The organism is Nocardioides fonticola (assembly GCF_039536805.1).
GTDB classification, from domain to species: Bacteria; Actinomycetota; Actinomycetes; order Propionibacteriales; family Nocardioidaceae; genus Nocardioides; species Nocardioides fonticola.
In genome coordinates, this window is record NZ_BAAAZH010000017.1 from 168,884 (window position 1) to 195,364 (window position 26,481).

Sequence of the window (26,481 nt, forward strand, 5' to 3'; positions counted from 1 at the left end):
GTCTCGGATCCGAGAATCCCTGCGGGGATGTCGATCCACGACCGCTCGGGACGGCGTCCGAGGCCGCACCCACCCGACCGGATCAGGGCCGGATGGCCCGCCCGGGCCATGTCCCCAGGCGACGTCGGCACCGGCCCGATCGAGGCTCGCCGCGACCGAACTGAGACACCGGCGAGCGAAATGCAGCGGATTCGGTCACACTGGGGCCGTTCAACCGATCAACCCCGTTCCGTCACGTGTCCGCCACTGAGAACCGCTCCCTCCGGGTCTTACGCCCCCCAGTGCGTCACACGTACCGCGCTTGAGGAGTAGCCACCATGTCCCGCCGTCTCGTTCCCGCGATCGCCGCCCTGGCCCTGGCCACGTCCGGCCTCGCCGCCGCGATCAGCCCCGCTGACGCGGCCCGGCCCGCCGAAGCGGCGTCCCCCGCCGCGGCCACGGCCGCCGCACCCACCCCGAGCACCAAGCTCGTCAAGTCCCCCTACGGCATGCGGGCCAGCGGCTACGGCACTCGTGTGCGGGGCGGCCAGATCCCGGCCGGCTCGGGCACCACGGCCTACGACTCCACCGGCTGCACCACCTCCATCGGCCGCGAGGCCGGCAACACCCAGGCGGGCGTGAACCTCCAGGGTCTGGGCACGGTGGGCGCGGTCGACACCTCGCTGCGCACCGAGAAGGTGAACGGTCAGATCGCCTCGGTCTCCGAGCACAAGGTCGCCGGCATCAACCTCGACCTCGGCGCCGGCACCGGCCTGTCGATCACCGCGATCAACACGATCGCGCGGGCCTACCACGACAAGACCGGCTTCCACGCCACCAGCGACACCACGATCGGCAACATCGTGCTGACCGTCGGCGGCATCGCGACCCCGATCCCGATCCCCGCCCCCGACACCCCGATCGTCATCCCCGGCCTGGTCTCGATCGAGGTCGGCCGCTCGGAGATCAAGGAGGGCCCCAACGGCGCCCAGGCGCGCGAGAAGGGCGTGCAGATCGAGATCCCCGGGGCCGGCGCGAAGCTGAAGATCGCGGCGAGCTTCGCCAGCATCGAGGACGGCGTCACCTTCGGCCCGCTGCACGGCAACGCCAGCACCACCCGCATCGCGGTGCTCGGCGACCTCATCACCAGCGGCCCGACCCTGAAGATCATCATGCCGTGCGCCGGCACCGGCGGCGAGGTCAAGAGCAAGGAGCTCGCGGGCGTCAACCTGGCCAACCAGCTCGTCATCGGCGCGGCCACCAGCACCCAGATGGGCAAGCAGTCCAAGACCCGTGCCATCGGCTTCGAGCAGGCGCAGGTCGCCAAGGTCGACCTCGGCAACGGCGCGCTGGTCATCAACGCCATCACCGGCCGCGTCAACGTCAGCCGCGTGAAGGGCAAGAAGGCGGTCGCGAACGCCAACGGCACCACCGTCGGCTCGATCATCGCCAACGGCCAGGAGCAGGCCATCCCCGACCCCGGTCAGGCGATCGAGATCCCGGGCCTGGCGAAGATCGCCTTCAACGTGCAGGAGAAGATCCCGGGCGGTCTGCACGTGATCGCCATCCAGATCACCCTGCTCGACGGCACCGCCGCGGTGATCAACATCGGCGAGGCCAAGCTCGCCATCCGCAAGGGCTGAGCGCCCGAGCACGTACTCCACGGGGGCGCGGATCGATCCCGATCCGCGCCCCTGCGGCATTTCGCGGGCCCCGGAGCGTGGCCGGCGCGACGACGGCGCGACGACGACAGTGCGACGACAGCGCGGCGCGCTGTGGCACGTCTCGCAGACCAGCGGGCAAGACAGCGCCGGGGCCTCGTCGTCCGGAGGCGTCTACTGGAACGGTGACGGCGACCGTGGACTCCCCCGCGACCACCATCGGCGAGGCCCGCCGGTGGGCGATCCTCGGCGCCTCCACGCTGGCCCAGGCGGCGGCCGCGGTGACGATCCACGGCCCTGCCTTCCTCATCCCCGCCCTCCACGACCGCGAGGGCCTCTCCCTGGCCGCAGCCGGCCTGGTGGCCGCCGCCCCGACCATCGGCGTGATGCTCACCCAGGTGGCCTGGGGCGCTTTCGTCGACCGCCGCGGCGAACGGTTGACCCTGCTGCTCGGCCTGGGCTCGACCGCGGTCGCAGGGCTGCTCGCCGCCCTGCTCGGCACGGGTGCGGGCGTCGCCGTCCTGGGGGCGGTGCTGCTGCTCGCCGGCGCCGCGGCCGCCAGCACCGGTGCCGCGAGCGGCCGGGTGGTGGTCGGCTGGTTCCCGCCGCACCGCCGCGGCGTCGCGATGGGCATCCGGCAGATGGCCCAGCCGGTCGGCGTCGGCATCGCGGCGATCTCCATCGCGGTCACGGCCGCCGAGGCCGGGCTGCGCGCCGCGCTGCTCATCCCGCTGGGCGCAGCGGTGCTCGCCGGCCTCCTGGTCGCGGTGGTCATCCTCGATCCCCCGCGTGGGGTCGTCACGGCCCACGAGGCCCGCAACCCCTATCGGGACGACGCCTACCTCGCCCGCATCCATGCGGTCTCGGTGCTGCTCGTCGTCCCCCAGTTCCTGGTGTGGACCTTCGCTCTGGTGTGGCTGGTGCAGGACCGCGACTGGTCGCCCGGGGCAGCGGGCCTGCTCGTCGCGATCGCCCAGGTGGCCGGCGCCCTGGGTCGCATCGGCGCGGGCGCCCTGAGCGACGTCGTCGCGAGCCGCCTGCGCCCGTTGCGGTGGGTCGCCATCGCGGCGGGCGCCACCATGGCGGCCCTCGGCCTGGCCACCGGCGCCGACCTCGGCATCGCGGTCGCGCTGGTCGTGCTCGCGACCGTGCTGACGGTGGCCGACAACGGACTGGCGTTCACCGCCGTGGCCGAACGAGCCGGGCCGGCGTGGTCGGGGCGCGCCATGGGCGTGCAGAACACCGCGCAGTACCTCGCCGCCTCCCTGGTGCCGCCGATCGCGGGATGGTCGGTGACGCACGGCGGCTACGCGCTCACCTTCGGTGCCGCGGCCCTGTTCCCGCTGCTGGCGATCGGGCTGGTGCCGGTGCGCGACGAGGCGCCGCTGACCTGAGAGGCTGGCCCGGTGAGCCAGGTACCTGCCGCCACCCGCACCCTGCGGGTCCTGCGCTTCCTGGCCAGCCAGCCCGACCCGGTGCCTCTGGACCGGATCGCGCGCGCCTGTGATCTCCCGCGCTCGACCGCCTACCACCTGCTCGGGGTGATGGTGGCCGAAGGCTTCGTGACCCACCTCGTCGACGAGCACCGCTTCGGACTCGGGGTCGCCGCGTTCGAGGTCGGCAGCGGCTATGTGCGCCAGGAGCCGCTCCAGCGCATCGCCCGGCGACCGCTGGCCGACCTGGTCGACCGGGCCGGGGAGTCGGCCCACCTCGCGGTGCTCCACGGCCGCGACGTCCTCTACGTGCTCGAGGAGCGCGCGCCGGGCCGACCGCCCCTCATCACCGACGTCGGCGTGCGGCTGCCCGCGCACCTGACCGCCAGCGGCCGCGCGCTGCTGAGCGGGCTCCCGGCCGCCCAGGTGCGGGCGCTCTATCCCTCGGCCGAGTCGTTCACCGATCGCACCGGCGCCGGGCCGCGCACCCCGAGCGCGCTGCGTGCCCTGCTGGTCGAGACCCGCGCCCGCGGCTGGGCCGTCGAGGACGGCGAGATCACCGCCGGGTTCGCCAGCGTGGCCGCCGCGGTGCGCGATCACAACGGGTTCCCCGTCGCCGGCATCGCCCTCACCTACGCGGTCGGCGAGCAGACGGACGCCGCCCCCGCCGCGACCCGACTGGCCCGCGAGGTCACCCGGACGGCGACCCTGCTCACCCGGCGCCTGGGCGGGACCGCGCGCTGATCCGACCCGGAGAGGTGGGCCCAGGCCCGTTCCGGAAGCATCGGCCGGTACCGGCTGTTCTCCCCGCATGACCGATGAACCCACCGCTTCCCACGTCGTCCTCACCGGCGGCACCGGCTACATCGGGCGGGCCGTGCTCGCCCATCTGCTCACCTCCGGGCACCGGGTGACCGCCATCGTGCGCAGCCAGGCCAGCGCCCAGGTCGTCGACGAGGCCGGCGCGACGCCGCTGGTCGGCGACCTCTTCGACAGCGCCTGGCTGGCCGAGCAGCTGCGCGGAGCCGACGCTCTGGTGCACACCGCCGCCGGCAGCGACGCCGACGATGCCCGCCTCAACGACGCCGTCATCGCCGCGGCACTCGAGGCCTTCGCCGGCACCGAGAAGCCCTTCGTGCACACCGGCGGCATCTGGACCTACGGCGCGAACAGCGCGATCACCGAGGACTCCCCCGCCGATCCTCCGGCCATCACCGCCTGGCGGGTCGCGGGCGAGGAGAAGGTGCTGACCTCCGGGCTCCGGGCCTCGGTCGTGCGCCCCGGCATCGTCTACGGCCACGGCGGCGGCATCGCCGCGATGGCGCTCGTCGGCGCTCCCCGCGACGCCGAGGGACGCCGCGTGCTGGTCGGCTCCGGCGAGCAGCACTGGACCACCGTTCACGTCGAGGACCTCGCCGACCTCTACGTCCGCGTGCTCGAGCAGGCTCCGGGCGGCCAGGCCTACCTGGGCGTGGCCGGGGCGAGCCCGACGGTGCGCGAGCTGGGCGAGGCCCTGGGTCCCGTCGTCGCCGGCTCGGGCCTCGAGGCGGTCGAGCGCTTCGGCGCACCGTTCGCCGAGGCTCTGCTGCTCGACCAGCAGGCCGTCGGCAACCGAGGCGCCGAGCTCGGGTGGACGCCGTCCCACCCCACGCTCGTCGAGCTCCTCGCGGCGGGGTACCCCGCCGACCGCTGAGGATGGTCCGGACCTGCCGGGGGCGAATCCGGCGGATCCCTCGACAAAGAACCTGAAACTGTGTCAGGTTCTGGGGGATCCCCCGGAGGTACCCCGTGCACCGCACCCCCCTCGGGCCCCTGGCCCGCCTCACCTGCTCGACCGTCGTGGCCGTGGCCGTGGTCACGGCCGCCCTCGTGCTGCCCGGCGACACCACCGGCCGTGGCGGCACGCCCGTCCTCGCCGGCGGCATGCAGACCTACAGCGACCTGGTGAAGCAGACCCAAGGCCTCCCGCACCACGCGGTCGCGGGGGCTCCGCCGACCGCCTACGAGGACGAGCGCACCCGCAACGCGATCTCCCGGTCGATCGACCCGGCGACGGTCGACGCCGTCGAGGCCGACGACCCGACGACGCCCCTGCAGCGCGCCATCGCCCGCGGGTACGTCGAGCGCGAACGGGCCATGGCCGACCCGGAGCTGCGCGGCGTCCCGTTGCGCGCACCGCGGCGGCTGCACCCCCAGAACCGCTACGCCCTCGCCGGCGGCTGCTACCGCCTCACGCCGTCCTCCGGGCCGCTGTTCTTCCAGGCCACCGACCTGGGCCGGTACCTGCTCTACACCTCCGACCGCCGCTTCGTCGGCAGCGGAGGGGAGATCGTCGACGCCCCGGCCGACGACACCGTCTGGACCGTCCGGCCAGCGGGCGGCGGCCGCTACTCCTTCACCCCGGCGGCGGGCGGCGCGTCGTCCGCCCCGCTGAGCATCGCGGGCCGGACGGCGCTGCTGCCCACACGCGCCACCGGCTGCACCGCCTACCCCGAGTCGCAGGTGAACGTGCAGGGCGATCCGACCGGCGGCGTGACCCCGTTCCAGGAGGTGCGGGGCTACGTCGACGCGCACACCCACGGCATGGCCTTCGAGTTCCTCGGCGGTCACGCCCACTGCGGCAAGCCGTGGGACCGGTTCGGCGCGCCGTACGCGCTCGTCGACTGCCCCGACCACACCGCCACCGGCGGCTACGGCGCCGTCCTCGAGGCGATCCTCTCGGGCAAGCCCTCCCACGACCCGGTCGGCTGGCCCACCTTCAAGGACTGGCCGGCGCCCCACTCCCTCACCCACGAGGGCACCTACTACAAGTGGATGGAGCGGGCCTGGCGCGGCGGCCTACGGCTGTTCACCAACCTGCTGGTCGAGAACAACCAGCTGTGCCAGATCTACAGCTCCCTCTACGCCCCGCTCGACCACAACTCCTGCGACGACATGGACTCCGTGCGGCTCCAGGCCCGGGACATGTACGCCTTCCAGGACTACATCGACGCCCAGTGGGGCGGGCCGGGCAAGGGCTGGTACCGCATCGTGAAGAACCCCTTCGAGGCCCGCAGGGTCATCAACGCCGGCAAGATGGCGGTGATCATGGGCATCGAGACCTCGGTGCCGTTCGGCTGCACCTTCAAGCGGACGCCGTTGCGCGGCGACGTCCCGGCCTGCTCGGCCGACGACATCGACCGGCAGGTCGCCGAGGTGCACCGCATGGGCGTGCGCCAGATGGAGCTGGTCAACAAGTTCGACAACGCCCTGTCGGGGATCGCCGGCGACAACGGCAGCACCGGCGTCCTGGTCAACGGCGCGAACTTCCTCGAGACCGGCACCTTCTGGGACATGCGGCACTGCGAGCCGGCCGACGGCGAGAGCTCCGACCACGACCAGTACGCCGCCCCCGACATCACCGCCGGCCAGCAGGACGCCCTCTTCGGCGCGGTCGCGCAGGTCGCCGGGCTCGCCTCCCTGCCCGCGCTGCCGTTCTATCCGCCCGCACCGCACTGCAACGCCCGCGGCCTGACGACGCTGGGCGAGCACACCATCGACCAGCTCATCAAGCGGAAGATGGTCTTCGACCCCGACCACATGAGCGTCAAGGCGCGCAACGAGGCACTCGACCACATCGAGACGACCGGCTACCACGGCATCGTCTCCAGCCACTCCTGGTCGACGCCGGACGCCTACCCGCGCATCTATGAGATGGGCGGCTTCATCACCCCCTACGCCGGCGACTCCACCGGCTTCGTCGACAAGTGGCGCCGCCACGTCGGCTGGGCCGACCCGCGGTACTACTTCGGCATGGGCTACGGCGCCGACATCAACGGCCTCGGCGCCCAGGGCAACCCGCGCGGCGCCGACGCGAAGAACCCCGTCACCTACCCCTTCACCGGACTCGGCGGGGTGCGCATCGACCGCCAGGTCAGCGGCGAACGCGTCTTCGACATCAACGTCGACGGCGTCGCGCAGTACGGCCTCTACCCCGACTGGATCGAGGATATCGCGCACGTCGCCGACAGCGTCGACCCGCAGGACGGCGACGGCGCCGCCATCACCGAGGACATGACCCGTGGCGCGGAGGCCTACCTGCAGATGTGGGAGCGGGCCTACGGCATCGCCCCGGACTCCTGCCGCAACCCCGGCAACCGGCAGCAGGTGGACGCCGTCCGCCGGGCGCTGCGGCCCGGGATGTCCACCACCGCGGTGATGCGGGCGGTCGGCCAGCCCTACACCCGTCTGGGTCGCACGTTCGGGTTCTGCGCACGCACCTCGAGCGACCCGAAGGTCCTGATGACCGCGACCTTCGACCGCGGCGGGCACCTGCTGGCCGTGCGCTCCTGACCCGATCCCGGCCCGATCCCGGCCCGATCCCGGTGGGCGACGTGGCGAAGTCCACATCGCCCTCCGGGTGAAGTTACCTGCGGGTAGGATTCCCCTCGTCCTACGGACGCGCCCCCCGGGTGCGGCCGTCGGTCACTAGGCTCAGCCTGCTCGTCACGCCGATCGGGGCGGACGGGCTGCCGACGACGAGGAGTGCACCCCGGCATGCAGACCTTCGCCATCATCGTGTCCTTGGCCGTGACAGCCGTCGCGGTCGTGCTCACGACGCTCGCGGTTCGCCGCATGCTCGCGGTGATCCGGATGGGCCAGCCGGCCCTCCAGCGCACCGACGACCCGGCGGCCCGCACGGTGACGATGTTCAAGGAGACCTTCGTCCACACGCGGATGCTCCAGTGGCACTGGGTCGGCATCATGCACTGGTTCGTCTACGCGGCGTTCCTCATCCTCTCCTCGGCCGTGTTCACCGGCTACTTCCAGCTCTTCGACCCCGAGTTCGCGCTGCCGATCATCGGCCACTTCTTCCTCTTCGAGTGGGTCTGCGAGTTCATCGGCCTGCTCAGCACGATCGGCATCGTCTTCCTCATCGTCTACCGCCAGCTGAACCACCCGCGGAACCAGGGCCGCCAGAGCCGGTTCTTCGGCTCGCGCCAGTGGATGGCCTACTTCGTCGAGGCCATGGCGCTGCTCGAGGGCGCGGCGATCCTGTTCATCCGCGCCGCGGAGTACAACCTCGGCCAGGCCCACGGCGAGGACGCCGACAAGTACTCGGCCTTCCACTTCCCGCTGTCCTCGATCATCGCCGGGGCGTACCCGAGCGGCACCGACTCCATCGGCACCCTCGAGAACCTCATCTACGGCATCGCGACCTTCAAGATCCTGCTCGCGATGATCTGGCTGATCGTCATCTCCAGCAACCTGACCATGGGCATCGCGTGGCACCGGTTCACCGCGTGGCCCAACATCTGGTTCAAGCGCGAGTCCGACGGCAGCACCGCCCTCGGCGCCGCCAAGCCGCTCACCTCGAACGGCAAGGCGATCACGCTGGACGACGTCGACGACCTCGACGAGGACTCCGTGCTCGGCGTCGGCTCGATCGAGGACTTCTCCTGGAAGGGCATCCTCGACTTCACCACCTGCACCGAGTGCGGCCGCTGCCAGTCGCAGTGCCCCGCCTGGAACACCGAGAAGCCGCTGTCGCCGAAGCTGCTGATGATGGGGCTGCGCGAGGCCGCCTACGCCAAGGCGCCGTACCTGCAGACCCCCGAGGACCAGCGCGACGCGCTGCCCGAGGAGATCAAGCGCGAGGGCGAGCGTCCGCTCGTCGGCGAGACCGGCGACAGCTGGTTCTACATGCCCGAGGACGGCTCGGCGGTCATCGACCCCGACGTCCTGTGGAGCTGCACCACCTGCGGCGCCTGCGTGCAGCAGTGCCCCGTCGACATCGAGCACGTCGACCACATCGTCGACATGCGCCGCTACCAGGTGCTCGTGGAGTCGAACTTCCCCGCCGAGCTCAACGGCCTCTTCAAGCGCATGGAGAGCAAGGGCAACCCGTGGGGCATGTCGCCCAACGACCGCCTCGACTGGGCCAAGGACCTCCCCTTCGAGGTCAAGGTCGTCGGCGAGGACATCGAGTCCCTCGACGAGGTCGACTGGCTGTTCTGGGTCGGCTGCGCTGGCGCCTACGAGGACCGTGCGAAGAAGACCACCCGCGCCGTGGCCGAGCTGCTCGACATGGCCGGGGTGACCTTCGGCGTCCTGGGCAACGGCGAGACCTGCACCGGCGACTCCGCGCGCCGCGCCGGCAACGAGTTCGTCTTCCAGGGTCTCGCCCAGCAGAACATCGAGACCTTCTCTGAATTCAAGGTCAAGAAGGTCGTCTCGACCTGCGCCCACTGCTTCAACACGCTGCGCAACGAGTACAAGCAGTTCGGCATCGAGCTCGAGGTCGTCCACCACACCCAGCTGCTCAACCGCCTCGTGCGCGAGGGCAAGCTGACCCCGGTCCAGGACGGCGCCGGCGCCCACAAGCGCTCGATCACCTACCACGACCCGTGCTACATCGGCCGCCACAACGGCGTCTACACCCCGCCCCGCGAGCTGCTCCAGGTGCTGCCCGGTGCGGAGTTCGTCGAGGTCGAGCGCAGCGCCGAGCGCTCCTTCTGCTGCGGCGCCGGTGGCGCCCGCATGTGGATGGAGGAGAACCTCGGCGAGCGGATCAACATGAACCGCACCGACGAGCTGGTGGCCTCCAACGCCGACCAGATCGCCGTCGGCTGCCCGTTCTGCCGCGTGATGATCTCCGACGGCCTGACGATGAAGCAGAGCCGCGGCGAGGCACGCGAGGAGGTCGAGGTCCTCGACGTCGCGCAGATGCTGCTGGCCTCGGTGAAGGGCGAGCAGGCCACCAAGCTCAAGCCCGGCGAGGGCGCGCCGGTCGGCCGCACCGCCGAGCCCGCCGCTGCTCCGGCCGCCGCTCCGGCTGCGGCCGCCACGGCGACCCTGACCGCCGAGCCGGAGGCGGAGGCGGCTCCCGCCGCGCCCGCCACCGGTGGCGGCTCGGGCGGCTCCCTCTTCGGTGACGCTCCGGCGGCCGAGCCCGCCGCGGGTGGCTCGGGTGGCTCGCTGTTCGGCGACGCCCCCGCGGGCGGCTCGCTGTTCGACAGCCCGGCGCCTGCGGAGGAGAAGCCCGCCTCGGGTTCGCTGTTCGACACCCCGGCCCCGGCCGAGGAGAAGCCCGCCTCGGGTTCCCTCTTCGACACCCCGGCCCCCGCCGAGGAGAAGCCCGCCTCGGGTTCCCTCTTCGACACCCCGGCCCCCGCCGAGGAGAAGCCCGCGGCGAGCACCGACCTCGGCGCCGGCGGTTCGCTCTTCGACCTCGGCACGCCCGCCGAGGAGCCCGCCCCGGCCCCGCAGGCCGCAGCCCCGGCAGCCCCCGCGGCTCCGGCAGACCCGGCGCCGAGTGCCGACCTGTCCAGCGGCGGCTCGCTCTTCGACATCGCGGCTCCGGCCGAGGCTCCGAAGGCCGAGGCACCGAAGGCCGAGGCACCCGCACCGGCCCCGGCCGCCGCACCGGCGCAGCCGGAGGCCGCGGCTCCCGCACCGGAGGAGCCGAGCATCGACCTCTCCAGCGGGTCGCTGTTCGACATCGCCGCACCGGCCGCGCCTGCCGCCCCTGCCGCACCGGCTCCCGCGGCAGCACCGGCCGAGCCGGAGCCCGCGGCGGCCACCCCCGAGCCGGAGCCCGAGGTCGCGGTCGAGGAGGTCGCGGTCGAGGAGGTCGCGGTCGAGGAGGTCGCGGTCGAGGAGACCACCGCACCGGAGGCCCCGGCTGCGGAGGCCCCGGCAGCGGAGGCCCCGGCAGCGGAGGCCCCGGCAGCGGAGAAGCCGAAGCCGACCGTCAGCGGCGAGGCGCACACGCCCCGCACCGACGTCGACATCAACGAAGGCGGATCGCTCTTCGACCTGTGAGCCACCCGGCTCGCCACGCCCGCGGGGGCCGCACCGACACCGGTGCGGCCCCCGCGGCGTCTCCGGGGTCCCCGGGGTTCGCTGCCGACGTCCCAGGGAGTGGACCCCGACGTGACGACCGCCACAGGCCCTCGTTGATCGGGCGTGCGTCCTCTCCGCCCCCTCCTCGCCCTGGCAGCCGCCTGCACCGTGGTCGTGACGATCCTCCCGACCGCGGAGGCCGCCAGCGCCGTCCGCAGCGTCCGCACCGAGCAGCCCACCGCCTCGCACCACCGGTCGCAGGCCTGGTCGCCGCGACCGGCCCAGTACCCCGGTACGGTCGTGCGCCGCGACCTGGCGATCCCGATGTCGGACGGCGTCGTCCTGCGCGGCGACCTCGTGCTGCCCGCCGACGCGTCGGGAACCGCGGTCGAGGGACGGTTCCCCGTGATCGTCACGATCACGGCCTACAACAAGACCGTGCTCGCCTCCTCCCCGCTGGGCGGCGGCAGCGCCGACTACCTCGTCCGCCGGGGCTACGCACAGCTGACCGTCGACGCGCGCGGCACCGGCAGCTCCGCCGGCCAGTGGGGCGCCTTCAGCGCCCGGGAGGGCCAGGACGCCGTCGAGATCATGCGGTGGGCGCATCGACAGCCGTGGAGCGACGGCCGCACCGGCATGAGCGGCCCCTCCTACATGGGCATCAGCCAGATCTTCGCCGCCGCGGGTCGCCCGCCGGGCCTCAAGGCGATCTTCCCGCAGGTGCCGGGCGCCGACGTCTACCGCGACATCGTCGCCAGCGGCGGCCAGGTCGACGCCAGCTTCATGCCGCTGTGGCTGGGCCTGGTCACCGGCGCGGGCGTCGTCCCGCCGGCCGTGACCGCCACCGACCCGCAGGCCGGCCTCTCCACCTTCGCCGACCATCTCCTCGGCGCGGCGGGCTTCACCCTGCCGCTCATCCCCGAGGCGCTGCTCAGCGGCGAGCAGGCCTACGACGGCCCGTTCTACGCCGAGCGCTCCCCCATCAACGTCATCGACCGGGTGCGGGTGCCTACCCTGCTCATCAGCGGCGAGTACGACCTCTTCCAGCGCGGCACGCCCCTGCTCTTCGAACGTCTCCAGGCCAACGGCGTCCCCACGAAGCTGATCATCGGCCCGTGGGATCACCTGCAGGCCTCTGCGGGCACCGGCCTGGCCGACGCCGGCCACGGCACGTTGAGCGAGCTGCAGCTGCGCTGGTTCGACCACTGGGTGCAGGGCCGTCCCGACCCGACGCTCGACGACGACATCGCACCGCTGACCTACTACGAGCAGGGCAGCGGACGCTGGCGCACCGCCCCCGACTGGATCGGACGCCGGCAACGCGCCACCACGTTCCGGCTCTCCGGCTCCGCGACCCCCGGCACGCCCGGCGGGCTGACGACGAGCTCGGCCGACACGGGCACCGCGGCGATCCCGCCGATCCCGGCGGCGGGGCTGTGCACCCGCTCGACGAACCAGTGGACCGCCGGCATCCCGAACCAGTCGCCCTTCCCGAACCCGTGCCTGAGCGACAACCGGCTCAACGACCTCGCGGGCGTCACCTTCGACACCGCGCCGCTGAAGCGGGCCGTCTCGATCCAGGGCCCCATCAACGCCCGGCTCTACACCTCGGTCACCTCGCTCGGCGGTGACGGCATGCTCTCGGTGGCGGTCGAGGACGTCGCCCCCGACGGCTCGGTCAGCCGCCTCACCGGCGGCTGGCAGGTGCTGTCGTTCCGGGCGCTGGACCGGGCGCGTTCGCGCTACCTCGGCGGGCGGCTGATCCAGGCCTTCCACCCGTTCACCGCCGCCTCGAAGCAGGCGGTGCCGAGCGGGGCGATCGTGCCGGTCGACGTCGAGGTCTTCCCGACCGCGGCCCGCATCGCGCCCGGCCATCGGCTGCGCATCGCGGTCCAGGCCTACGACACCCCGCACCTGGTGCCGACGCTGTCGGACCTGGTGAACGGCCTCGGCGTCATGACGGTGCACACGGGTGGGGACACGCCGTCCGTGCTGACGGTCCCCACCCTGCGCTGAGCCGGTCCGGCCCGGTGCGAGCTCAGTCGACCGCGCGGTGCCAGAACCGGGCGATCAGCCCGGCCACCGCTCCGCCGAGGATCGGCGCTGCCACGAACACCCACTGCTGGCCCAGCACCGAGGGCACGAACAGCGCCGGCGCGATCGAGCGGACGGGGTTGAGGGAGGCGTTGGTGACCGGCGCGGCGACCAGGATGAGGGAGGTCAGGGTGAGTCCGATGACCAACGGCGTCAGCGCGGTGCTGTGGCCGCGTGCGGTGACCAGCGCGATGACGAGCACGAAGACGCCGGTGAGCACCAGCTCGAGCGCGAAGGCGCTGGCGAGGTCGTAGCCGCCGGGCGAGTGCGAGCCGTAGCCGGTGGTGGCGAACCCGCCCGCGGTGGCACTGCCGGGCCGACCGGAGGCCACCTCGTAGAGCACCGCCGCACCTGCGATGCCGCCGGCCAGCTGGGCCAGCACGTACGGGATCACCGCCACGACGGGCAGCCGACCGGCGACCGCCATCCCGACGGTGACCGCGGGGTTGAAGTGGCCGCCCGAGAGGTGGCCGAGCGCCGAGCCCATCGCGGTGACGGCGATGCCGAACGCGAGCGCGACGCCGATGGGGCCGATCACGTCGCCGGTGAGGACGGCGGCCCCGAGCCCGCCGACGACGAGGACGAAGGTGCCGATCGCCTCGGCCCCGCAGGTGCTGAGGTCAACGGCTCGAGGGGCCGCTGGGGAGGTGACGGTCTGGGAGGTGCTGAGCGTGGACGCCATGGATCCCTCCTGGGAACGGGCGGGCCCCCGATGGCCCGCCGACCCCTCCATGGTGTGCACATGGAACGCGAAAGCGTGAAGTGGAACACATCACGCAGGGAAGGCTCTGCTGATCGAGGAAAGCCTTGCCTGGCACGGGATTCCGGCCGGTGGTCGAGGTGCGAGCGCACGCGAGCCGCACCGGTCACTGAGGTGCGAGCGCACGCGAGCCGCACCGGTCACTGAGGTGCGAGCGCAGCGAGCCGCACCGGTGGTCGAGGTGCGAGCGCACGCGAGCCGCACCGGCCACTGAGGTGCGAGCGCAGCGACCCTCGAAGTGCCCGCACCCGCAAGCACACCGGTACCGGACGCCGTCCAGGTGCGGAGGTTTCGAGGCCCTCGCCCAGGGGCTCGGGCACCTCAACCACCGACGCCCCCGGCCACTGAGGCGCGAGCGCAAGCGAGCCTCGACGTGCCCGCACCCGGGAGTCAGCGCTCGGCAGGCTCCGCGGGAGCCTTCTCGGCCGGCACCGTCACGGGCCGGAGCCGGGCCCAGGCCAGGAAGACCAGGCCGACGACCAGCAGCCCGAGTCCGGCCCAGAGGTTGGCGTTGATGCCGCCGGTCTTGGACTCCTCGGTGTCACCGAAGGCGCCCATGAGCGTGAGCACGAGTCCGTAGACGCCGAGCAGTCCGCCGATGATGGTGCGGATGTCGAAAAGGCCGGCGGTGCGCCGTCCGGTGGAGGTCGTGGCCATGGCGGTGATCCTTTCGGAGCCGGTCAGAAGGCGAAGTTGAGGACGACGACGAGGGCCAGCGCGATGCCGGCGAGCGGCAGCGTGCGGCGGTACCACGGGTACCCGGCCTCGTCCGGGTCGACGAGGTCCTCACGCGCGGTCTCGGAGTACACGAGTCCGCGCAGTTCCTCGACCGGCTTCGGCGTCGTCACCAACGAGACGGCGATGCTCAACACGACGTCGACGACGAACGCGGTGGAGGCCGCGAGGAAGGAGGCCCCCTGGCCCGAGACCCCGATGACGCCGAGGCTCGCGGACCCGAAGGCGTCCTCGCTGAGGAAGGCGATCGTGACCGCCGAGAGCGTGCCGGCGACCAGACCGACCCAGCCCGCGGTCGCGGTCATGCGCTTCCAGAACATGCCGAGGATGAAGGTCGCGAACAGCGGGGCGTTGAAGAACCCGAAGAGGGTCTGCAGGTAGGTCATGATGTTGCTGAAGTTCGAGGCCAACCCCGCGGTGAAGATCGCGATGACGGTGGCCGCCACCGTCGCCAGGCGACCGACCTTCAGGTAGTAGTCGTCGGAGCGGTCCTTGACCACGTACTGCTGCCACAGGTCGTAGCTGAGCACGGTGTTGAACGCCGAGATGTTGGCCGCCATGCCGGCCATGAACGCCGCGAGCAGACCCGTGATCGCCAAGCCCAGCAGGCCGTTGGGCAACAGGTCGCGCATCAGGTAGATGAGGGCGTCGTTGTAGGTGACGCCGTCGCCGGAGGCGCCGCCCGCCACACTCTGACCGGCCTTCACCTGGGCGATCTCGGTGACGAGCACCGCCGCGATCATGCCCGGCAGGATCGTGATGAAGGGGACGAACAGCTTCGGGAACGCGCCGATGATCGGGGTCTTGCGGGCCGAGGAGATCGAGTCGGTCGCCATGGCGCGCTGCACCTCGACGAAGTTCGTCGTCCAGTAGCCGAAGGAGAGCACGAAGCCGAGGCCGAAGACGATGCCGACGACCGAGAGCCAGTCGGAGCTGAAGCCCGACAGTGCGTTGCCGGGCCAGGAGTTGAGCTGCTGGGCGGCGCTCGGGGCGTCGCCGACCCCGGCGGCCGCGGTGATCTTGTCCTTCAGCCCGTCCCAGCCGCCGACCCGGTGCAGGCCGATCAGGGTGAGCGGCAGCAGGGCCGCGACGATGACGAAGAACTGCAGCACCTCGTTGTAGATCGCCGCCGAGAGACCGCCGAGGGTGATGTAGGAGAGCACGATGACGGCGGCCACGATCAGGGCGACCCACAGCGGCCAGCCGAGCAGCGCGTGCACGATGCTGCCGAGCAGGTAGAGGTTGATGCCGGCGATGAGCAGCTGGGCCAGCGCGAAGGAGAGCGCGTTCACCAGGTGCGCGCCCGTGCCGAAGCGGCGGCGCATGAACTCCGGCACCGAGCGCACCTTCGAGCCGTAGTAGAACGGCATCATCACCACGCCGAGGAAGAGCATCGCGGGGATAGCGCCGATCCAGAAGTAGTGCACCGACGGCAGGCCGTACTGGGCGCCGTTGGCCGACATGCCCATGATCTCGACGGCGCCGAGGTTGGCCGAGACGAAGGCCAGACCCGTCACCCAGGCCGGCAGCGACCGGCCGCTGAGGAAGAAGTCGACGGAGTCCGAGACCTGCCGCCGCGCCACGACCCCGATGCCCAGCACCACCGCGAAGTACAGCGCGACGATGAGGTAGTCGACCGCGTGCGCGTCGATGAGGGTGTCAGCGGCCAGGGGCGCCATGGGTCTCCTTCGCGGGTGAGGTCCGAAACCTCCGAGACGCTAGCCGCGTCGCGCTGAGGGGACCCTCATCCCTACGAGTACGGACCATCCGCGATGCGGATCACGCCGGCCGCGGCATCAGTCGCGGACGGCGGCGCCCCGACGCCAGTACCCCATGAAGGCGACCTGCCGGCGGGGGAGGCCGAGATCCTGCACGAGGGCGCGGCGCAGCGCGGTGACGACGCCCGCCTCGCCGGCGATCCACGCGTAGAGGTCATCGTGCGGCCCGGCCTCGACCCCTTGCTCGACGTCCTCGCCGGAGGAGGAGAACACCGGCGTCTCCCACAGGTCGGGGTCGACGTCCTCGACCTCGGGGAGCGCGAGGGCGGCGGCGTCCTCGCGGCGCAGGTACGCGAGCACCGCCGGGCCGAGGTGGGTGCCGTGGGCCGCGCCGTCGCGCGGCAGCCACTGCAGGGCGATGGAGTCCGGGTGCGGCAGGTCGAGGACGTCGGCGCTGGTGGGCACCTCGACGAACGCGACGCCCCTGGCGCCCGGGGGCGGGTCGGCGAGGATCGCGGCGATCGCCGGCAGCGCGGTCTCGTCGCCCGCCAGCAGCAGCCGGGACGCCGTCCCGGGCTCGAACTCGATGCCGCCGAAGAGGTGTCCGCGCCGGGGGGCCACCAGGCCGACCCGGTCGCCGACCTGGGCGGCCTCTGCCCACCGGGCGCCGGGACCGAGCGGTGTCTCGGGGGTGGCGGGGTGCACGACGATGTCGACGACCACGCGGGTCTGCTCCCCCGTGCCGACGACGTCGCGCACGGTGTAGGTGCGCAGGTGACCGCGGCCGGGCTGCGGGCGCTCGCGCCACTCGGCGTACCAGTGCTCGCCGAGGGTCGCCAACGGGTCGAGCCGCTCGCCCGGCGCCGGGACGATCAGCTTGATGCGCTGGTCGGCGAGGCTGCGGCGCCCCTCGACACCGAACTGCGCCAGCGCGGGCGAGGCCAGCGCGACGCGGACGAAGGACGGCGAGGGCCGCTCGACGGCGACGACCTCGACCTCCTCGAGGAGGAGCGGGCGGGCGGTGGCGAGCACAGGGACTCCGATCAGCTGGATAAGGTTAGGCTTACCTTAGCTGACGCCCTGCAGGTTTCCCCGGTCAGCCGGGGAAACCTGATGTTGTTGGGCGAAGTTTCGCTCCACAACATCGGGTTTCGCCCCCCAAGTCCCGCGCTCGGACGGCGCGGCGGCGCCTCAGATCGGGGTGCGGTGGAAGTTCTGGAACGACCGGGACGGCGTGGGGCCGCGCTGGCCCTGGTAGCGCGATCCGTACTTCTCCGAGCCGTAGGGGTGCGCGGAGGCCGAGGTGAGGCGGAAGAAGCAGAACTGGCCGATCTTCATGCCCGGGTAGAGCTTGATCGGCAGGGTCGCGACGTTGGCGAGCTCGAGGGTGACGTGCCCGGAGAACCCCGGGTCGACGAAGCCGGCGGTGGCGTGGGTGAGCAGGCCGAGGCGGCCGAGGGAGGACTTGCCCTCGACCCGCGCGGCGATGTCGTCGGGCAGCGTCACGACCTCGTAGGTCGAGCCGAGCACGAACTCGCCGGGGTGCAGGATGAACGGCTCGTCGCCGTCGGGCTCGACGACGCGGGTGAGGTCGGACTGGTCGGCCGCCGGGTCGATCGAGGGGTACTTGTGGTTGTCGAAGACGCGGAAGTACCGGTCGAGACGCACGTCGATCGACGAGGGCTGGAGCATCGCCTCGTCCCACGGGTCGAGGGCGATCCGCCCGGCGTCGATCTCGGCGAGGATGTCCCGGTCGCTCAGCAGCACGGCGGGAGCCTATCGCCCGCGGCCCGGACGCCGGGGGCGCGACCGCGGCCCGATCCCGGCCCGTAGGGTCGGGGCCGTGGCACCGCATCCCTACACGCGCTACGTGGCCCTCGGCGACTCCTTCACCGAGGGCGTCGGCGACGTCGACGCGACCCGGCCCAACGGCGTCCGCGGCTGGGCCGACCGGGTCGCCGAGGTGCTGGCATCGCAGTCGGAGGGCTTCGGCTACGCCAACCTCGCGATCCGCGGCCGCAAGCTGCTGCCGGTCATCGCCGAGCAGCTCGAGCCCGCCCTCGCCCTCGAGCCCGACCTCGTCACCCTCTACGCCGGCGCCAACGACATCCTGCGCCCCAGCGTCGACCTCGACACCTTGGCTACGGCCTACGACGACGCCGTCGCCCGACTCGCCGCCACCGGCGCCCGGGTGCTCGTGTGGACGGCGTTCGACCCCGGCGGGTCGGCCACCTACCGCCTGCTGCGGGGCCGCTTCGCGCTCTACAGCGAGTTCGTGCGCGAGACCGCCGACCGCCACGGCGCGACGGTCGTCGACTTCTGGCGGCTGCGGGAGTACCGCGACTGGCGCTACTGGGACGCCGACCGCATGCACATGGGCCCGGCCGGCCACCAGCGGATGGCGATCGAGGTGCTCGACACCCTCGGCGTCGCCCACGATCTGGCGCCACTGCCGCTGCTCGACCCGGAGCCGGTCTCGCGCCGCGAGCAGGTGCGCGAGCAGGTCACCTGGGTGCGCGAGTTCGCCGCGCCATGGGTGCACCGACGCCTCACCGGCCGCTCCTCCGGCGACGGCCTCGCCCCGCGGTACCCCGCGCTGACGCGGCCGGCGGTGGGGTAGCATTCCCAACCGCCGGCCCGCCGGCATGCGGATGTAGCTCAGTTGGTAGAGCGCGACCTTCCCAAGGTCGATGTCGCGAGTTCGAGTCTCGTCATCCGCTCCACGCACCACCCGCAGCCGGCGTTCCCGCCGGTCCGCTGCGACCGGCGGTCTGCGGACTCAGCCCGCGGCCGGCGCCTCGGCCACGATCCGCACCGAGAAGCGGTAGCCCCACTCGCTGCCGGGGGCGGGGTCGCCCTTGCGGACGCCGCGGTCGGGGTCGGCCTGCTTCGTCGGGCGGTAGCCGACGACGATGACGTTCCACGTCGTCCCCACCATGTCCTCGGTCGGGGTGAAGGTCACGATGGGCTGCCGGGTGCCGATCGCGAACGGGAGGGGGTAGTCCTCCTCCTCGTAGTAGCCGAAGCGGTCGTCGCCCTCGGCCGTCCCGAAGTACCGGTCGACACCGCTGGCGAACCGGACGCCGTCACCCCAGGCGCCGTCGAAGGTGATCGAGTAGGTCTCACCGGCCACCATCACCTCGTCGCCGGCTTCGGGGTCGGTGAGGGTGTCGAAGCGGGCCTGGCGCGGGTGCTCGACCGGGCGGGGGATGCGGTAGGTCACGGGCTCGCTGGTGCGCACGAGGCGCTTGCCCCGGTACTCCTGGAGCCGGAAGGTGTAGCGCCGGCCGGCAACGAAGCCGGCGTCCTCGCTGGAGATCGAGACGTAGCCGGTGGCGCCGTAGGACTCCTGCAGCGCGGAGCGGGCGCCGCGAGCCACCGCGAGGCGGTAGCGGTAGCCCTCACGGGCTCCGGCGTAGGAGGCGCCGACGGCGTTCCAGCCCCAGAGGTAACCGGCACCGCCGCACTCGCACTGCACCGCGAGATCGGTGATGCGCAGGGCACCGGCCCGGGGCGCGGACGGGTCGGCGACGACCGGGGCGGCGGTCGAGACGAGCGCGGCCAAAGCCATGAGGACGGCGAGCAGGACGGCGGCCGCGCGGCGCGGCGCGGGACGGACGGCACAGGGGGATCGCATGACACTCCAGGAAGAAGGGGTCGGGACGGGATCGGCCGGGGAGCCGGATGACCGGACCGTAGGGCGGATCCGCGCGGGAGCGTGGCCGATCGGAGCGAGTCCGGACGATCCCGGACAGCGGCCCGGACAGCGGCCCGGACAGCGACCCGCCAGCACCCGGGCGACCCTCAGATCCGGCTCGAGGACGCCGATGGTCGTACCGGCGCGGGTGTGACGGGAGTGAACTCCTGTGACGTACCGTGTCGTCCGACTCTTCCCCGTCACGAACTGGAGCCGCGGCCGCCATGTCCGGTCTCACCACGCCCCGCAAGCTCACCATCGTCGGCCTCGTCGCCCTCCTCGCAGCCGCCCCCTTCGTGCCGCGCGGCGGTGATGACGACGACGGCGCGATCAGCCCGTCGGTCCAGCAGCGGTGGCTGCCGCGCTCGGCCGAGGCCGTCGGATGGGGTCGCATCAGCGCGGCCGACGCCGCCGAGATCGACCGCGTCGTGGGCACCGGCCTGACGCTCGGACGGCGCCTCGCCGGCACCGTCGACCGGGTCGCACCGGACGGCGTCCTGGGCCGCGCGGCGCTCGGCAGCGGCGCGATCGACGCCCGGCGGGTCGTCGACACGGTCGTGCGCTGCGCGGAGTTCTCCGGACAGCGCTACTGCCTCGGCACCGGATGGACCGACCGCACCCAACGGCAGGTGCAGACCGATGCGCTGCGCTCGGTCGAGCAGGTGCTGGCCCGACGGGCACCGGTGCAGGAGACCGGCGACCTCGACGCCGCCGACTCCCTGGCCCGGCTCGCCTCGATGACGCCCATCGCCCGCGCCGCCCGCGAACGGGCCGAACTGCGCCAGGCCGCCCGATCGGTGGCGAAGGTCTGGATCCTGCGCCACGACATCCAGGGCGTCCCGCTGCCGGCGGGCTTCCTCGCCGCCCACCCCGAGGCCCGCGTCGACGCCCGCACGGTCACCGCCGACCGGGCCGCCAGGCCGTCGGCCTCGGCCACGAAGTCCCCGTCGAAGTCCCCGTCGAAGTCCCCGTCGAAGTCCCCGTCGAAGTCCCCGTCGAAGTCCCCGTCGAAGTCCCCGTCGAAGTCCCCGTCGAAGTCCCCGACCCCGACGAAGAGCCCGACCAAGAGCCCGACCAAGAGCCCCAGCCCCACGAAGAGCCCCACGCCGACGAGGAGCCCGTCCCCGACGCGGACGACGAGCGCCACCGCGAGCCCCTCGCCCACCGCGTCGAGCACCCCGCCGTTGGAGTCCTATCCGCGCAAGCGCGTCGTGCTCGATCCCAGCGAGGTCGCCGAGCAGGTGCGCACCTACTGGTGCGGCCCGACCACGATGCAGATGATCACGTGGGGCTGGCTCGGCCGTGACTTCGGCGCCGCCTACTGGGCCGACAAGCTCGGCACCACCACCTCGGGCACCGCGATCAGCGACATGGTGCGCGTGGTCAACCGCTTCACCGGCTGGGACGACGCCGACCACGCCGGCCCCTACATCGTGCTCGACATCAGCGACTGGACCTACCGCGAGTGGGTCACCCTCATCGCCCGCCACGTCGCCGACTACCGGGCCCCGGTGATCCTGCACCCGATCCTGCTCAAGAAGTACTTCCCCTACCTCGACGACGACGGCTCGGGTCACTTCCAGGCCGGCCGCGGCTACTACCGCCCGCAGAAGGGCGCGGTGCAGATCAGCTACTTCGAGCCCTGGAACCAGCAGCGCTTCGATCCCTCCGAGCCCTACATCGCGCGGGTGCAGTGGCAGAGCGCCTACCGCTCCTACCGCGCGAACCTGGCCCACTTCCAGCACAACATCGGGGTCTGATGCGCCGTCGACCGATCGGCGCCGTCCTAGCGCTAGCCCTCCCCGTCCTCCTCGCCGCCTGCGGCGGCGCGGATTCCAGCACCCCGGCCCCGTCGCCGCCGCCGTCGACCTCGGCGGCGGGGACGCCATCCGGGGATCCCAGCCCCTCGGCGAGCGCCTCCGCGACGCCCACGGCCTCGCCGTCCGGCTCGACCGGCGCCCCCGCCCAGGGCACGCCGACCGATCCGGTCGCCCTCGAGCCGAGCACCGACCTGCTCGACTGGACGCCGTTGCCGGGCCGGGTCATCGACACCGTCACGACCGACGGCACCTGGACCCTCACCCTCGACCAGAGCCAGCGCACGGCGGTGCTGACCGACGGCGAGGCGCGGATCCGGCTGGCGTCCGGCCAGGGCCGCTCCTTCGGCGACGCGCTGCTCGACGACGCCTACGCGGTCGTGGTCGCCCAGGACGACGCCGAGGGTGCGCCCGCGATCGCCACAGTCGTCGACCTGGCGGACGGGAGCCGGTGGCGCCTCGACGGCCGCAGCGCGGTGCCGACGACGTCCGGCGGCTCTTGGACGCTCGCCGGGGCACGGCTGCTGCACCCCACCCTGAAGGACGGCGCCTACTGCCTGGCCGAGGTCGACCTGGCCGCCCGGTCGAGCACGGTCGGCTACTGCGCGCCGCCGCGCTCGGGGTTCAACTCGGCGCTGCTCTCCACCGCCGGCCTCGGCCTGCTGACCTTCGACGACTCCCAACCGTCGTGCCGCACCGCCGTCACCCTGGACGGCGCGACGGCGACCCCGCTGCCCGGCGTCCCCGACTGCAGTGCGTGGCAGGGCCTGCCCACGCCGGAGGGCGCCGTGTGGTCGACGATCCCGAAGCCGCGCCGGGTCGAGCACGCGCAGTACTTCGCCCGCAGCGGCGAGAGCTGGTTCGACCTGGGCCCCGGCGTCTCGGGCACGCTGACGTGGTGCGGGGGGTCGGCGTTCTTCTCCCGCGACCCCGACGACGCCGCCGATCCCGCCCGGCTCCTGCGCTGGGACGGCGCGCGCCTCACCGTCGCCTACGAGGCCCCTGCCGGCCAGTCGTTCATCGCCGAACCGCGATGTGCGGGGTCGCGGCTGAACATCTCGGTGCTCGCCGAGGGCGGCGACGAGCAGGTGTCGGCCACCGTCGACTGATCCGAGGTCCCGGGCCGACCGGCCGATCTCAAGGGTTCCGAAAGGTCGGCTCGCGACGATGGGCGTATGACGACCTCACGCCTCCCCCGCCTCATCGCCGCCGTCGCCCTCAGTCTCGCCGCGGGCCCGCTGCTCGGCACTGCTCCGGCCCACGCGGCCAGCGGCCTGTCGGTCACCGACCCGGGCTCCGACGTCGACATCGCCGCGCAGTCGCCGAAGAAGTTCACGAAGATCGCGCAGAGCCTGGAGATCCTCAAGGCCGGCGCGAGCGGCGGCGGGAAGGTCCGCTTCACCCTCGCCACAAAGAAGCCCCTGGAGGCCGCCGACCCGGGCAAGAAGAACCCGGTGGGGGCGACGTTCCTCCTCTGCGAGGGCGTGCCGGACGGCGGATGCACCGGCACCGTCATCACCTACACCGACACCGGCGACCCGACGGTCGAGGTGAACTGGCAGGACCAGGGCGATCGCGAGATCCCCGACGGCTGCGGCGGGACGGCCAAGGTGGGCCGCTCGATCGTCGTCACCGTGCCGCGCGAGTGCCTGGCCACGACCTCCGGGGTCACCCTCACCGCGAACATCATCATGCGCCACGGCAAGCCCGGCCCCCGGGCCGCCCTGATCTCCGACGACACCGACGCCTCCGACGTGGGCGACCTCTGAGCGTGAAGCCACGCTGAGGCTCGGCGTCCGCACGACGACCCGGTCGGCAGCCGGGGCATGCCGCCACTCCTGCGTGGGTAGGGGGGCGGCATGCCCCGTCCTCGCCGGCGCCGCGCGCCGCTCGCCGTCCTCTCCACCCTCGCCGTGCTCGCGACCGTCCTCCCGCTCCTCTCGACGGTGCCGGCCCAGGGTGAGGCCGCCCCCTCGCTGTCGCGCAAGGACCCCGCCGGCGACGTCGAGGTCACGGCGAAGGACGACAACCCGCACCGCCGCCAGGCCCGCGCCCTCGACCTGCTCTCCGTGCGCGCGGTACGCGACGGCAAGCGGATCGTCTTCACCGCGGCCACCGTCCGACCGGTCACCTCCATCGCGAAGCGCGCCAACCGCGACGGTCAGCTCGTGGTCACCCTCTGCCCGGCCGACTCGACCAACGGATGCGGGAACGGCGTGCTGGTCAACGTGCCCCTGCCCTCGCAGAAGCTGATCGCGGCCGCGTTCACCTTCGCCGACGACGGCACCGCCCGGGTCTGCCCGAAGCCGGTCGAGGTCAGCATCACCACGAACGTCGTCCACCTGACGATGCGCCGGGCGTGCCTGCCCGACCGCACCGGCCTGGTCCTCAGCGGTGTGACCCTGCTCGACATGGGCTCGGGTGAGCACACGGCCCACCTCCAGGATCCGACGAAGCTGTCGAAGGTCGGCGCCATCTGATGCCGGCGAGCGCACCACTGCGGTGAGCGCATGACCGCGCGCGGCCACCTCCTTCTGCGTCTCGCGGCGCTCGTCGGCATGGTGGTGCTGGCGTTCGGCTGGCTGCTCGTCGGCCGCGTCGACACCTCGGCCACCCGGCTGGAGCGGGCGATCGCGGACGGCGACGTCACCTCCGTCGAGCTCGCCGGCGGGCTCGACCAGCCCTACCTCGGCTTCACGACCGTCGAGGCGCGCTGGCGCCTGCACGGCATCGCTCGTTCGACCCGTTTCACCGAGGTGCACTGCCGCAACGGGACGATGTCGTGCCCGGCTGCCCGGGGGGCTACCGGAACGCGCACGACCGACGTCGCCGCGGAACTGCGCACGTTCGCGCCCGGTCTGCGGTTCGCGAGGAGCGATGCCGATCCCTTCACCGCTCCGGGGCGCACGACCCTCGGACTGGGCACATTGGCGATCGGGATGCTCGTGCTCCTCACACTGGTCGCCGGGCCCGAACCCCGGCTGGCCACGCGCTGGGCGTGGTTCTGGATCATGAGCGGCGTCCCGGTCGTGGGAGGCGTGGCGTTCACCCTGCTCGGCGCACCGTGGCGGGCGTCCGCCTACCTGCAGCCGGGCGTACGTCCGACCGGCGGCCGGCTGACCGGCGGGTGGGCCTTCCTGCTGTGCTCGATCCCCGCCGCCGTGGTCGGCAGCCTGAACGGGTGGCTGCTCGGGCACTGGTGACCGACGGCTCAGTGCGCCTCCTCCACCTCGCGGGAGTCGCTGAGCGTCGAGGCGCCCCACCCGGCGAGCAGACCGACGACGACCGCCAACGCGGCGAAGGCCACCCGCTCGCCGTGGACGTAGGAGGCGACCAGGTCGCTGCTCCAGGCACCCTCGGGCAGGCTCACGGTGACCAGGACCGCGATCGCCGTGCCGATGACCGCCGTCCCGATGCTGGTGCCGACCTCCTGCGCGGTGTCGTTGAGGGCGGCGCCGATCGAGGTGCGGTTGGCCGGCATCGCGTCGATGAGCGCCACCGCGCAGATCGTCATGACCGTCCGCAGCCCGGTCGTCATGAGCACCAGGCAGACGGCGATCGCGAGGTAGCCGTGACCGACGGCCCAGGCCATGCCGGCCGAGGAGGCCGCGAGCAGGCCGGCGCCGATCAGGCAGGCGACGCGGTGACCGAAGCGGCGTCCGAGCCCTTCGGAGACGGGCGTGGCGAGCAGCATCGTGGCGATCATCGGCACGTTGGCCAGACCGGCGCGCACAGGACTCCAGCCGTAGGCGTACTGGAAGTGCAGGATCAGCCCGAACATGACCGCGGCCATCGCGATCGACGTGCCGAGTTGGGCGAGCGCCGCCCCGCGCACGGCGCCGGTGCGGAACAGGGCGAGGTCGAGCATCGGCTGGGCGGTGCGGCCCTCGTGGCGCAGGAGGAGCACGAGCGCGGCGAGCGCGACCACGGCGGAGCCCCAGGTGAGCGGCGAGTTCCAGCCGTGGTCGACACCGCTGGTGAACGTGTAGCAGCCGGCACCGATGGCGGCGATGCTCAGGACGGCGCCGAGGAGGTCGAGGCGATCGTCGGTGAGGTCGTCGGGATGGTCGGCGGGCACGCCCAGACGGACGCCGATCCAGGCCAGGAGGGCGATGGGGGCGTTGACGACCAGCAGCCATTCCCAGCGCACGTGGGCCAGGGCGGTGCCGCCGATCACCGGGCCGAGGATGAAGCCGCTCATGCCGACGACGATCATCACCGTGATGGCCCGCATGCGCAGGGCCTGATCGTCGAAGAGCCGGAAGACGAGCGAGTTGGTGATCGGCGCCATCGCCGCGGCCGCGACGCCGAGTGCGGCCCGCAGGAGGATCAGGTCGCCCGCATCGCGCACGAGCAGGACGCCGAGGCTGATCGTGCCGAAGGCGGCCAGACCCACCAGCAGCACACGACGGCGTCCGAGCCGGTCGGCCGCCGCTCCGGCGGTGAGCAGGAGGCCGCCGAAGGTCAACGCGTAGGCGCCGGTGACCCACTGCAGGCCGGTCGTGCCGCTGCCGAGATCGCGGCCGATCGTCGGCAGCGCGATGGTCAGCAGCGTGTTGTCGACCATCTCGACGAAGAAGGCGGCACAGAGGGCGGCGAGCGGCACCCAGGCGGCCCGCAGCGAGGAGTAGGTGCGCGCCGGGACGGCCGCGGCGCCGGTCGGGGGTGCGGTCGGGGTGGTCATCGCGGCTCCATTCATCGAACGCTGTTCGATTCTCGAACAGCGTTCGAGAGACTAGAACATCGTTCGATCCGCGGCAACC

The 26,481-nt window shown here is 72.7% G+C and carries 20 protein-coding genes and 1 tRNA gene; 14 read left to right on the forward strand and 7 right to left on the reverse strand.

The window, feature by feature from the left end; translation table 11 throughout:
- Positions 1 to 317: 317 nt before the first annotated feature.
- From ABD671_RS13060 to ABD671_RS13090, 7 genes are all read left to right on the forward strand, one after another.
- Positions 318 to 1,622, forward strand: coding sequence for a choice-of-anchor P family protein (locus tag ABD671_RS13060; protein ID WP_344733829.1), 1,305 nt, complete (start codon positions 318 to 320; stop codon positions 1,620 to 1,622).
- 203 nt (positions 1,623 to 1,825) lie between these two features.
- Entirely contained in the window at positions 1,826 to 3,034 is a 1,209-nt protein-coding gene (locus ABD671_RS13065; RefSeq protein WP_344733830.1) for an MFS transporter, read from the forward strand.
- A gap of 12 nt (positions 3,035 to 3,046) precedes the next feature.
- Entirely contained in the window at positions 3,047 to 3,817 is a 771-nt protein-coding gene (locus ABD671_RS13070) for an IclR family transcriptional regulator (RefSeq protein WP_344733831.1), read from the forward strand.
- A 67-nt stretch (positions 3,818 to 3,884) separates the two neighbouring features.
- Positions 3,885 to 4,766: an NAD-dependent epimerase/dehydratase family protein gene (locus ABD671_RS13075; protein WP_344733832.1), complete on the forward strand. Its 882-nt coding sequence runs from the start codon at positions 3,885 to 3,887 to the stop codon at positions 4,764 to 4,766.
- 95 nt (positions 4,767 to 4,861) lie between these two features.
- Entirely contained in the window at positions 4,862 to 7,405 is a 2,544-nt protein-coding gene (locus ABD671_RS13080; RefSeq protein WP_344733833.1) for an amidohydrolase family protein, read from the forward strand.
- A 204-nt stretch (positions 7,406 to 7,609) separates the two neighbouring features.
- Complete coding sequence (locus tag ABD671_RS13085; protein ID WP_344733834.1) at positions 7,610 to 10,876, forward strand: heterodisulfide reductase-related iron-sulfur binding cluster; 3,267 nt, start codon at positions 7,610 to 7,612, stop codon at positions 10,874 to 10,876.
- A 144-nt stretch (positions 10,877 to 11,020) separates the two neighbouring features.
- A complete protein-coding gene (locus tag ABD671_RS13090) occupies positions 11,021 to 12,913 on the forward strand; it encodes a CocE/NonD family hydrolase (protein ID WP_344733835.1) in 1,893 nt (630 codons plus the stop codon).
- Positions 12,914 to 12,935: 22 nt separating this feature from the next.
- On the opposite strand, the gene ABD671_RS13095 is transcribed toward ABD671_RS13090, so the two are convergent.
- From ABD671_RS13095 to dcd, 5 genes are all read right to left on the reverse strand, one after another.
- Entirely contained in the window at positions 12,936 to 13,673 is a 738-nt protein-coding gene (locus tag ABD671_RS13095; RefSeq protein ID WP_344733836.1) for an aquaporin, read from the reverse strand.
- 468 nt (positions 13,674 to 14,141) lie between these two features.
- Complete coding sequence (locus tag ABD671_RS13100) at positions 14,142 to 14,408, reverse strand: hypothetical protein (protein WP_344733837.1); 267 nt, start codon at positions 14,406 to 14,408, stop codon at positions 14,142 to 14,144.
- A gap of 23 nt (positions 14,409 to 14,431) precedes the next feature.
- Positions 14,432 to 16,156, reverse strand: a complete 1,725-nt coding sequence (locus tag ABD671_RS13105) for a sodium:solute symporter family protein (RefSeq protein WP_344733909.1) — start codon at positions 16,154 to 16,156, stop codon at positions 14,432 to 14,434.
- Positions 16,157 to 16,282: 126 nt separating this feature from the next.
- Positions 16,283 to 17,236 (reverse strand): siderophore-interacting protein, encoded by a 954-nt coding sequence (locus ABD671_RS13110; RefSeq protein ID WP_344733838.1) that lies wholly within the window; start codon positions 17,234 to 17,236, stop codon positions 16,283 to 16,285.
- A 159-nt stretch (positions 17,237 to 17,395) separates the two neighbouring features.
- Positions 17,396 to 17,971 carry a dCTP deaminase gene (gene dcd, locus ABD671_RS13115; protein ID WP_344733839.1) on the reverse strand — a complete coding sequence of 192 codons (576 nt, stop codon included), beginning with the start codon at positions 17,969 to 17,971 and terminating at the stop codon, positions 17,396 to 17,398.
- A gap of 76 nt (positions 17,972 to 18,047) precedes the next feature.
- On the opposite strand from dcd, the gene ABD671_RS13120 reads away from it, so the two are divergent.
- Complete coding sequence (locus tag ABD671_RS13120) at positions 18,048 to 18,824, forward strand: SGNH/GDSL hydrolase family protein (RefSeq protein ID WP_344733840.1); 777 nt, start codon at positions 18,048 to 18,050, stop codon at positions 18,822 to 18,824.
- 27 nt (positions 18,825 to 18,851) lie between these two features.
- Positions 18,852 to 18,927, forward strand: a tRNA-Gly gene (locus ABD671_RS13125).
- 56 nt (positions 18,928 to 18,983) lie between these two features.
- On the opposite strand, the gene ABD671_RS13130 is transcribed toward ABD671_RS13125, so the two are convergent.
- Positions 18,984 to 19,841 carry a hypothetical protein gene (locus tag ABD671_RS13130; protein WP_344733841.1) on the reverse strand — a complete coding sequence of 286 codons (858 nt, stop codon included), beginning with the start codon at positions 19,839 to 19,841 and terminating at the stop codon, positions 18,984 to 18,986.
- Positions 19,842 to 20,125: 284 nt separating this feature from the next.
- Here ABD671_RS13130 and ABD671_RS13135 point away from each other — a divergent pair, with 284 nt between their 5' ends.
- The 5 genes from ABD671_RS13135 to ABD671_RS13155 all read left to right on the forward strand — a co-directional run bounded on the left by ABD671_RS13135 (position 20,126) and on the right by ABD671_RS13155 (position 24,921).
- Complete coding sequence (locus ABD671_RS13135) at positions 20,126 to 21,661, forward strand: cysteine peptidase family C39 domain-containing protein (RefSeq protein ID WP_344733842.1); 1,536 nt, start codon at positions 20,126 to 20,128, stop codon at positions 21,659 to 21,661.
- Positions 21,661 to 22,827 carry a hypothetical protein gene (locus ABD671_RS13140; RefSeq protein WP_344733843.1) on the forward strand — a complete coding sequence of 389 codons (1,167 nt, stop codon included), beginning with the start codon at positions 21,661 to 21,663 and terminating at the stop codon, positions 22,825 to 22,827. Before ABD671_RS13135 ends, ABD671_RS13140 begins: the two co-directional genes overlap by 1 nt.
- A gap of 66 nt (positions 22,828 to 22,893) precedes the next feature.
- Positions 22,894 to 23,487 carry a hypothetical protein gene (locus ABD671_RS13145; RefSeq protein ID WP_344733844.1) on the forward strand — a complete coding sequence of 198 codons (594 nt, stop codon included), beginning with the start codon at positions 22,894 to 22,896 and terminating at the stop codon, positions 23,485 to 23,487.
- A gap of 90 nt (positions 23,488 to 23,577) precedes the next feature.
- The gene (locus ABD671_RS13150; RefSeq protein WP_344733845.1) at positions 23,578 to 24,198 is read left to right on the forward strand and encodes a hypothetical protein; all 621 of its coding nucleotides are present in this window, start codon (positions 23,578 to 23,580) and stop codon (positions 24,196 to 24,198) included.
- Between the two features lie 30 nt (positions 24,199 to 24,228).
- Positions 24,229 to 24,921, forward strand: coding sequence for a hypothetical protein (locus ABD671_RS13155; RefSeq protein ID WP_344733846.1), 693 nt, complete (start codon positions 24,229 to 24,231; stop codon positions 24,919 to 24,921).
- Between the two features lie 8 nt (positions 24,922 to 24,929).
- Here the strand turns inward: ABD671_RS13155 and ABD671_RS13160 are convergent, their stop codons facing one another.
- The gene (locus tag ABD671_RS13160) at positions 24,930 to 26,402 is read right to left on the reverse strand and encodes an MFS transporter (RefSeq protein WP_344733847.1); all 1,473 of its coding nucleotides are present in this window, start codon (positions 26,400 to 26,402) and stop codon (positions 24,930 to 24,932) included.
- Positions 26,403 to 26,481: the final 79 nt, after the last annotated feature.

Coding starts and splice junctions, on each gene's coding strand:
- ABD671_RS13060 (WP_344733829.1), top strand. CDS start 318: ATGTCCCGCCGTCTCGTTCCCGCGATCGCCGCCCTGGCCCTGGCCACG.
- ABD671_RS13075 (WP_344733832.1), top strand. CDS start 3,885: ATGACCGATGAACCCACCGCTTCCCACGTCGTCCTCACCGGCGGCACC.
- ABD671_RS13085 (WP_344733834.1), top strand. CDS start 7,610: ATGCAGACCTTCGCCATCATCGTGTCCTTGGCCGTGACAGCCGTCGCG.
- ABD671_RS13095 (WP_344733836.1), bottom strand. CDS start 13,673: ATGGCGTCCACGCTCAGCACCTCCCAGACCGTCACCTCCCCAGCGGCC.
- ABD671_RS13100 (WP_344733837.1), bottom strand. CDS start 14,408: ATGGCCACGACCTCCACCGGACGGCGCACCGCCGGCCTTTTCGACATC.
- ABD671_RS13130 (WP_344733841.1), bottom strand. CDS start 19,841: ATGCGATCCCCCTGTGCCGTCCGTCCCGCGCCGCGCCGCGCGGCCGCC.
- ABD671_RS13135 (WP_344733842.1), top strand. CDS start 20,126: ATGTCCGGTCTCACCACGCCCCGCAAGCTCACCATCGTCGGCCTCGTC.
- ABD671_RS13140 (WP_344733843.1), top strand. CDS start 21,661: ATGCGCCGTCGACCGATCGGCGCCGTCCTAGCGCTAGCCCTCCCCGTC.
- ABD671_RS13145 (WP_344733844.1), top strand. CDS start 22,894: ATGACGACCTCACGCCTCCCCCGCCTCATCGCCGCCGTCGCCCTCAGT.
- ABD671_RS13150 (WP_344733845.1), top strand. CDS start 23,578: ATGCCCCGTCCTCGCCGGCGCCGCGCGCCGCTCGCCGTCCTCTCCACC.
- ABD671_RS13155 (WP_344733846.1), top strand. CDS start 24,229: ATGACCGCGCGCGGCCACCTCCTTCTGCGTCTCGCGGCGCTCGTCGGC.
- ABD671_RS13160 (WP_344733847.1), bottom strand. CDS start 26,402: ATGACCACCCCGACCGCACCCCCGACCGGCGCCGCGGCCGTCCCGGCG.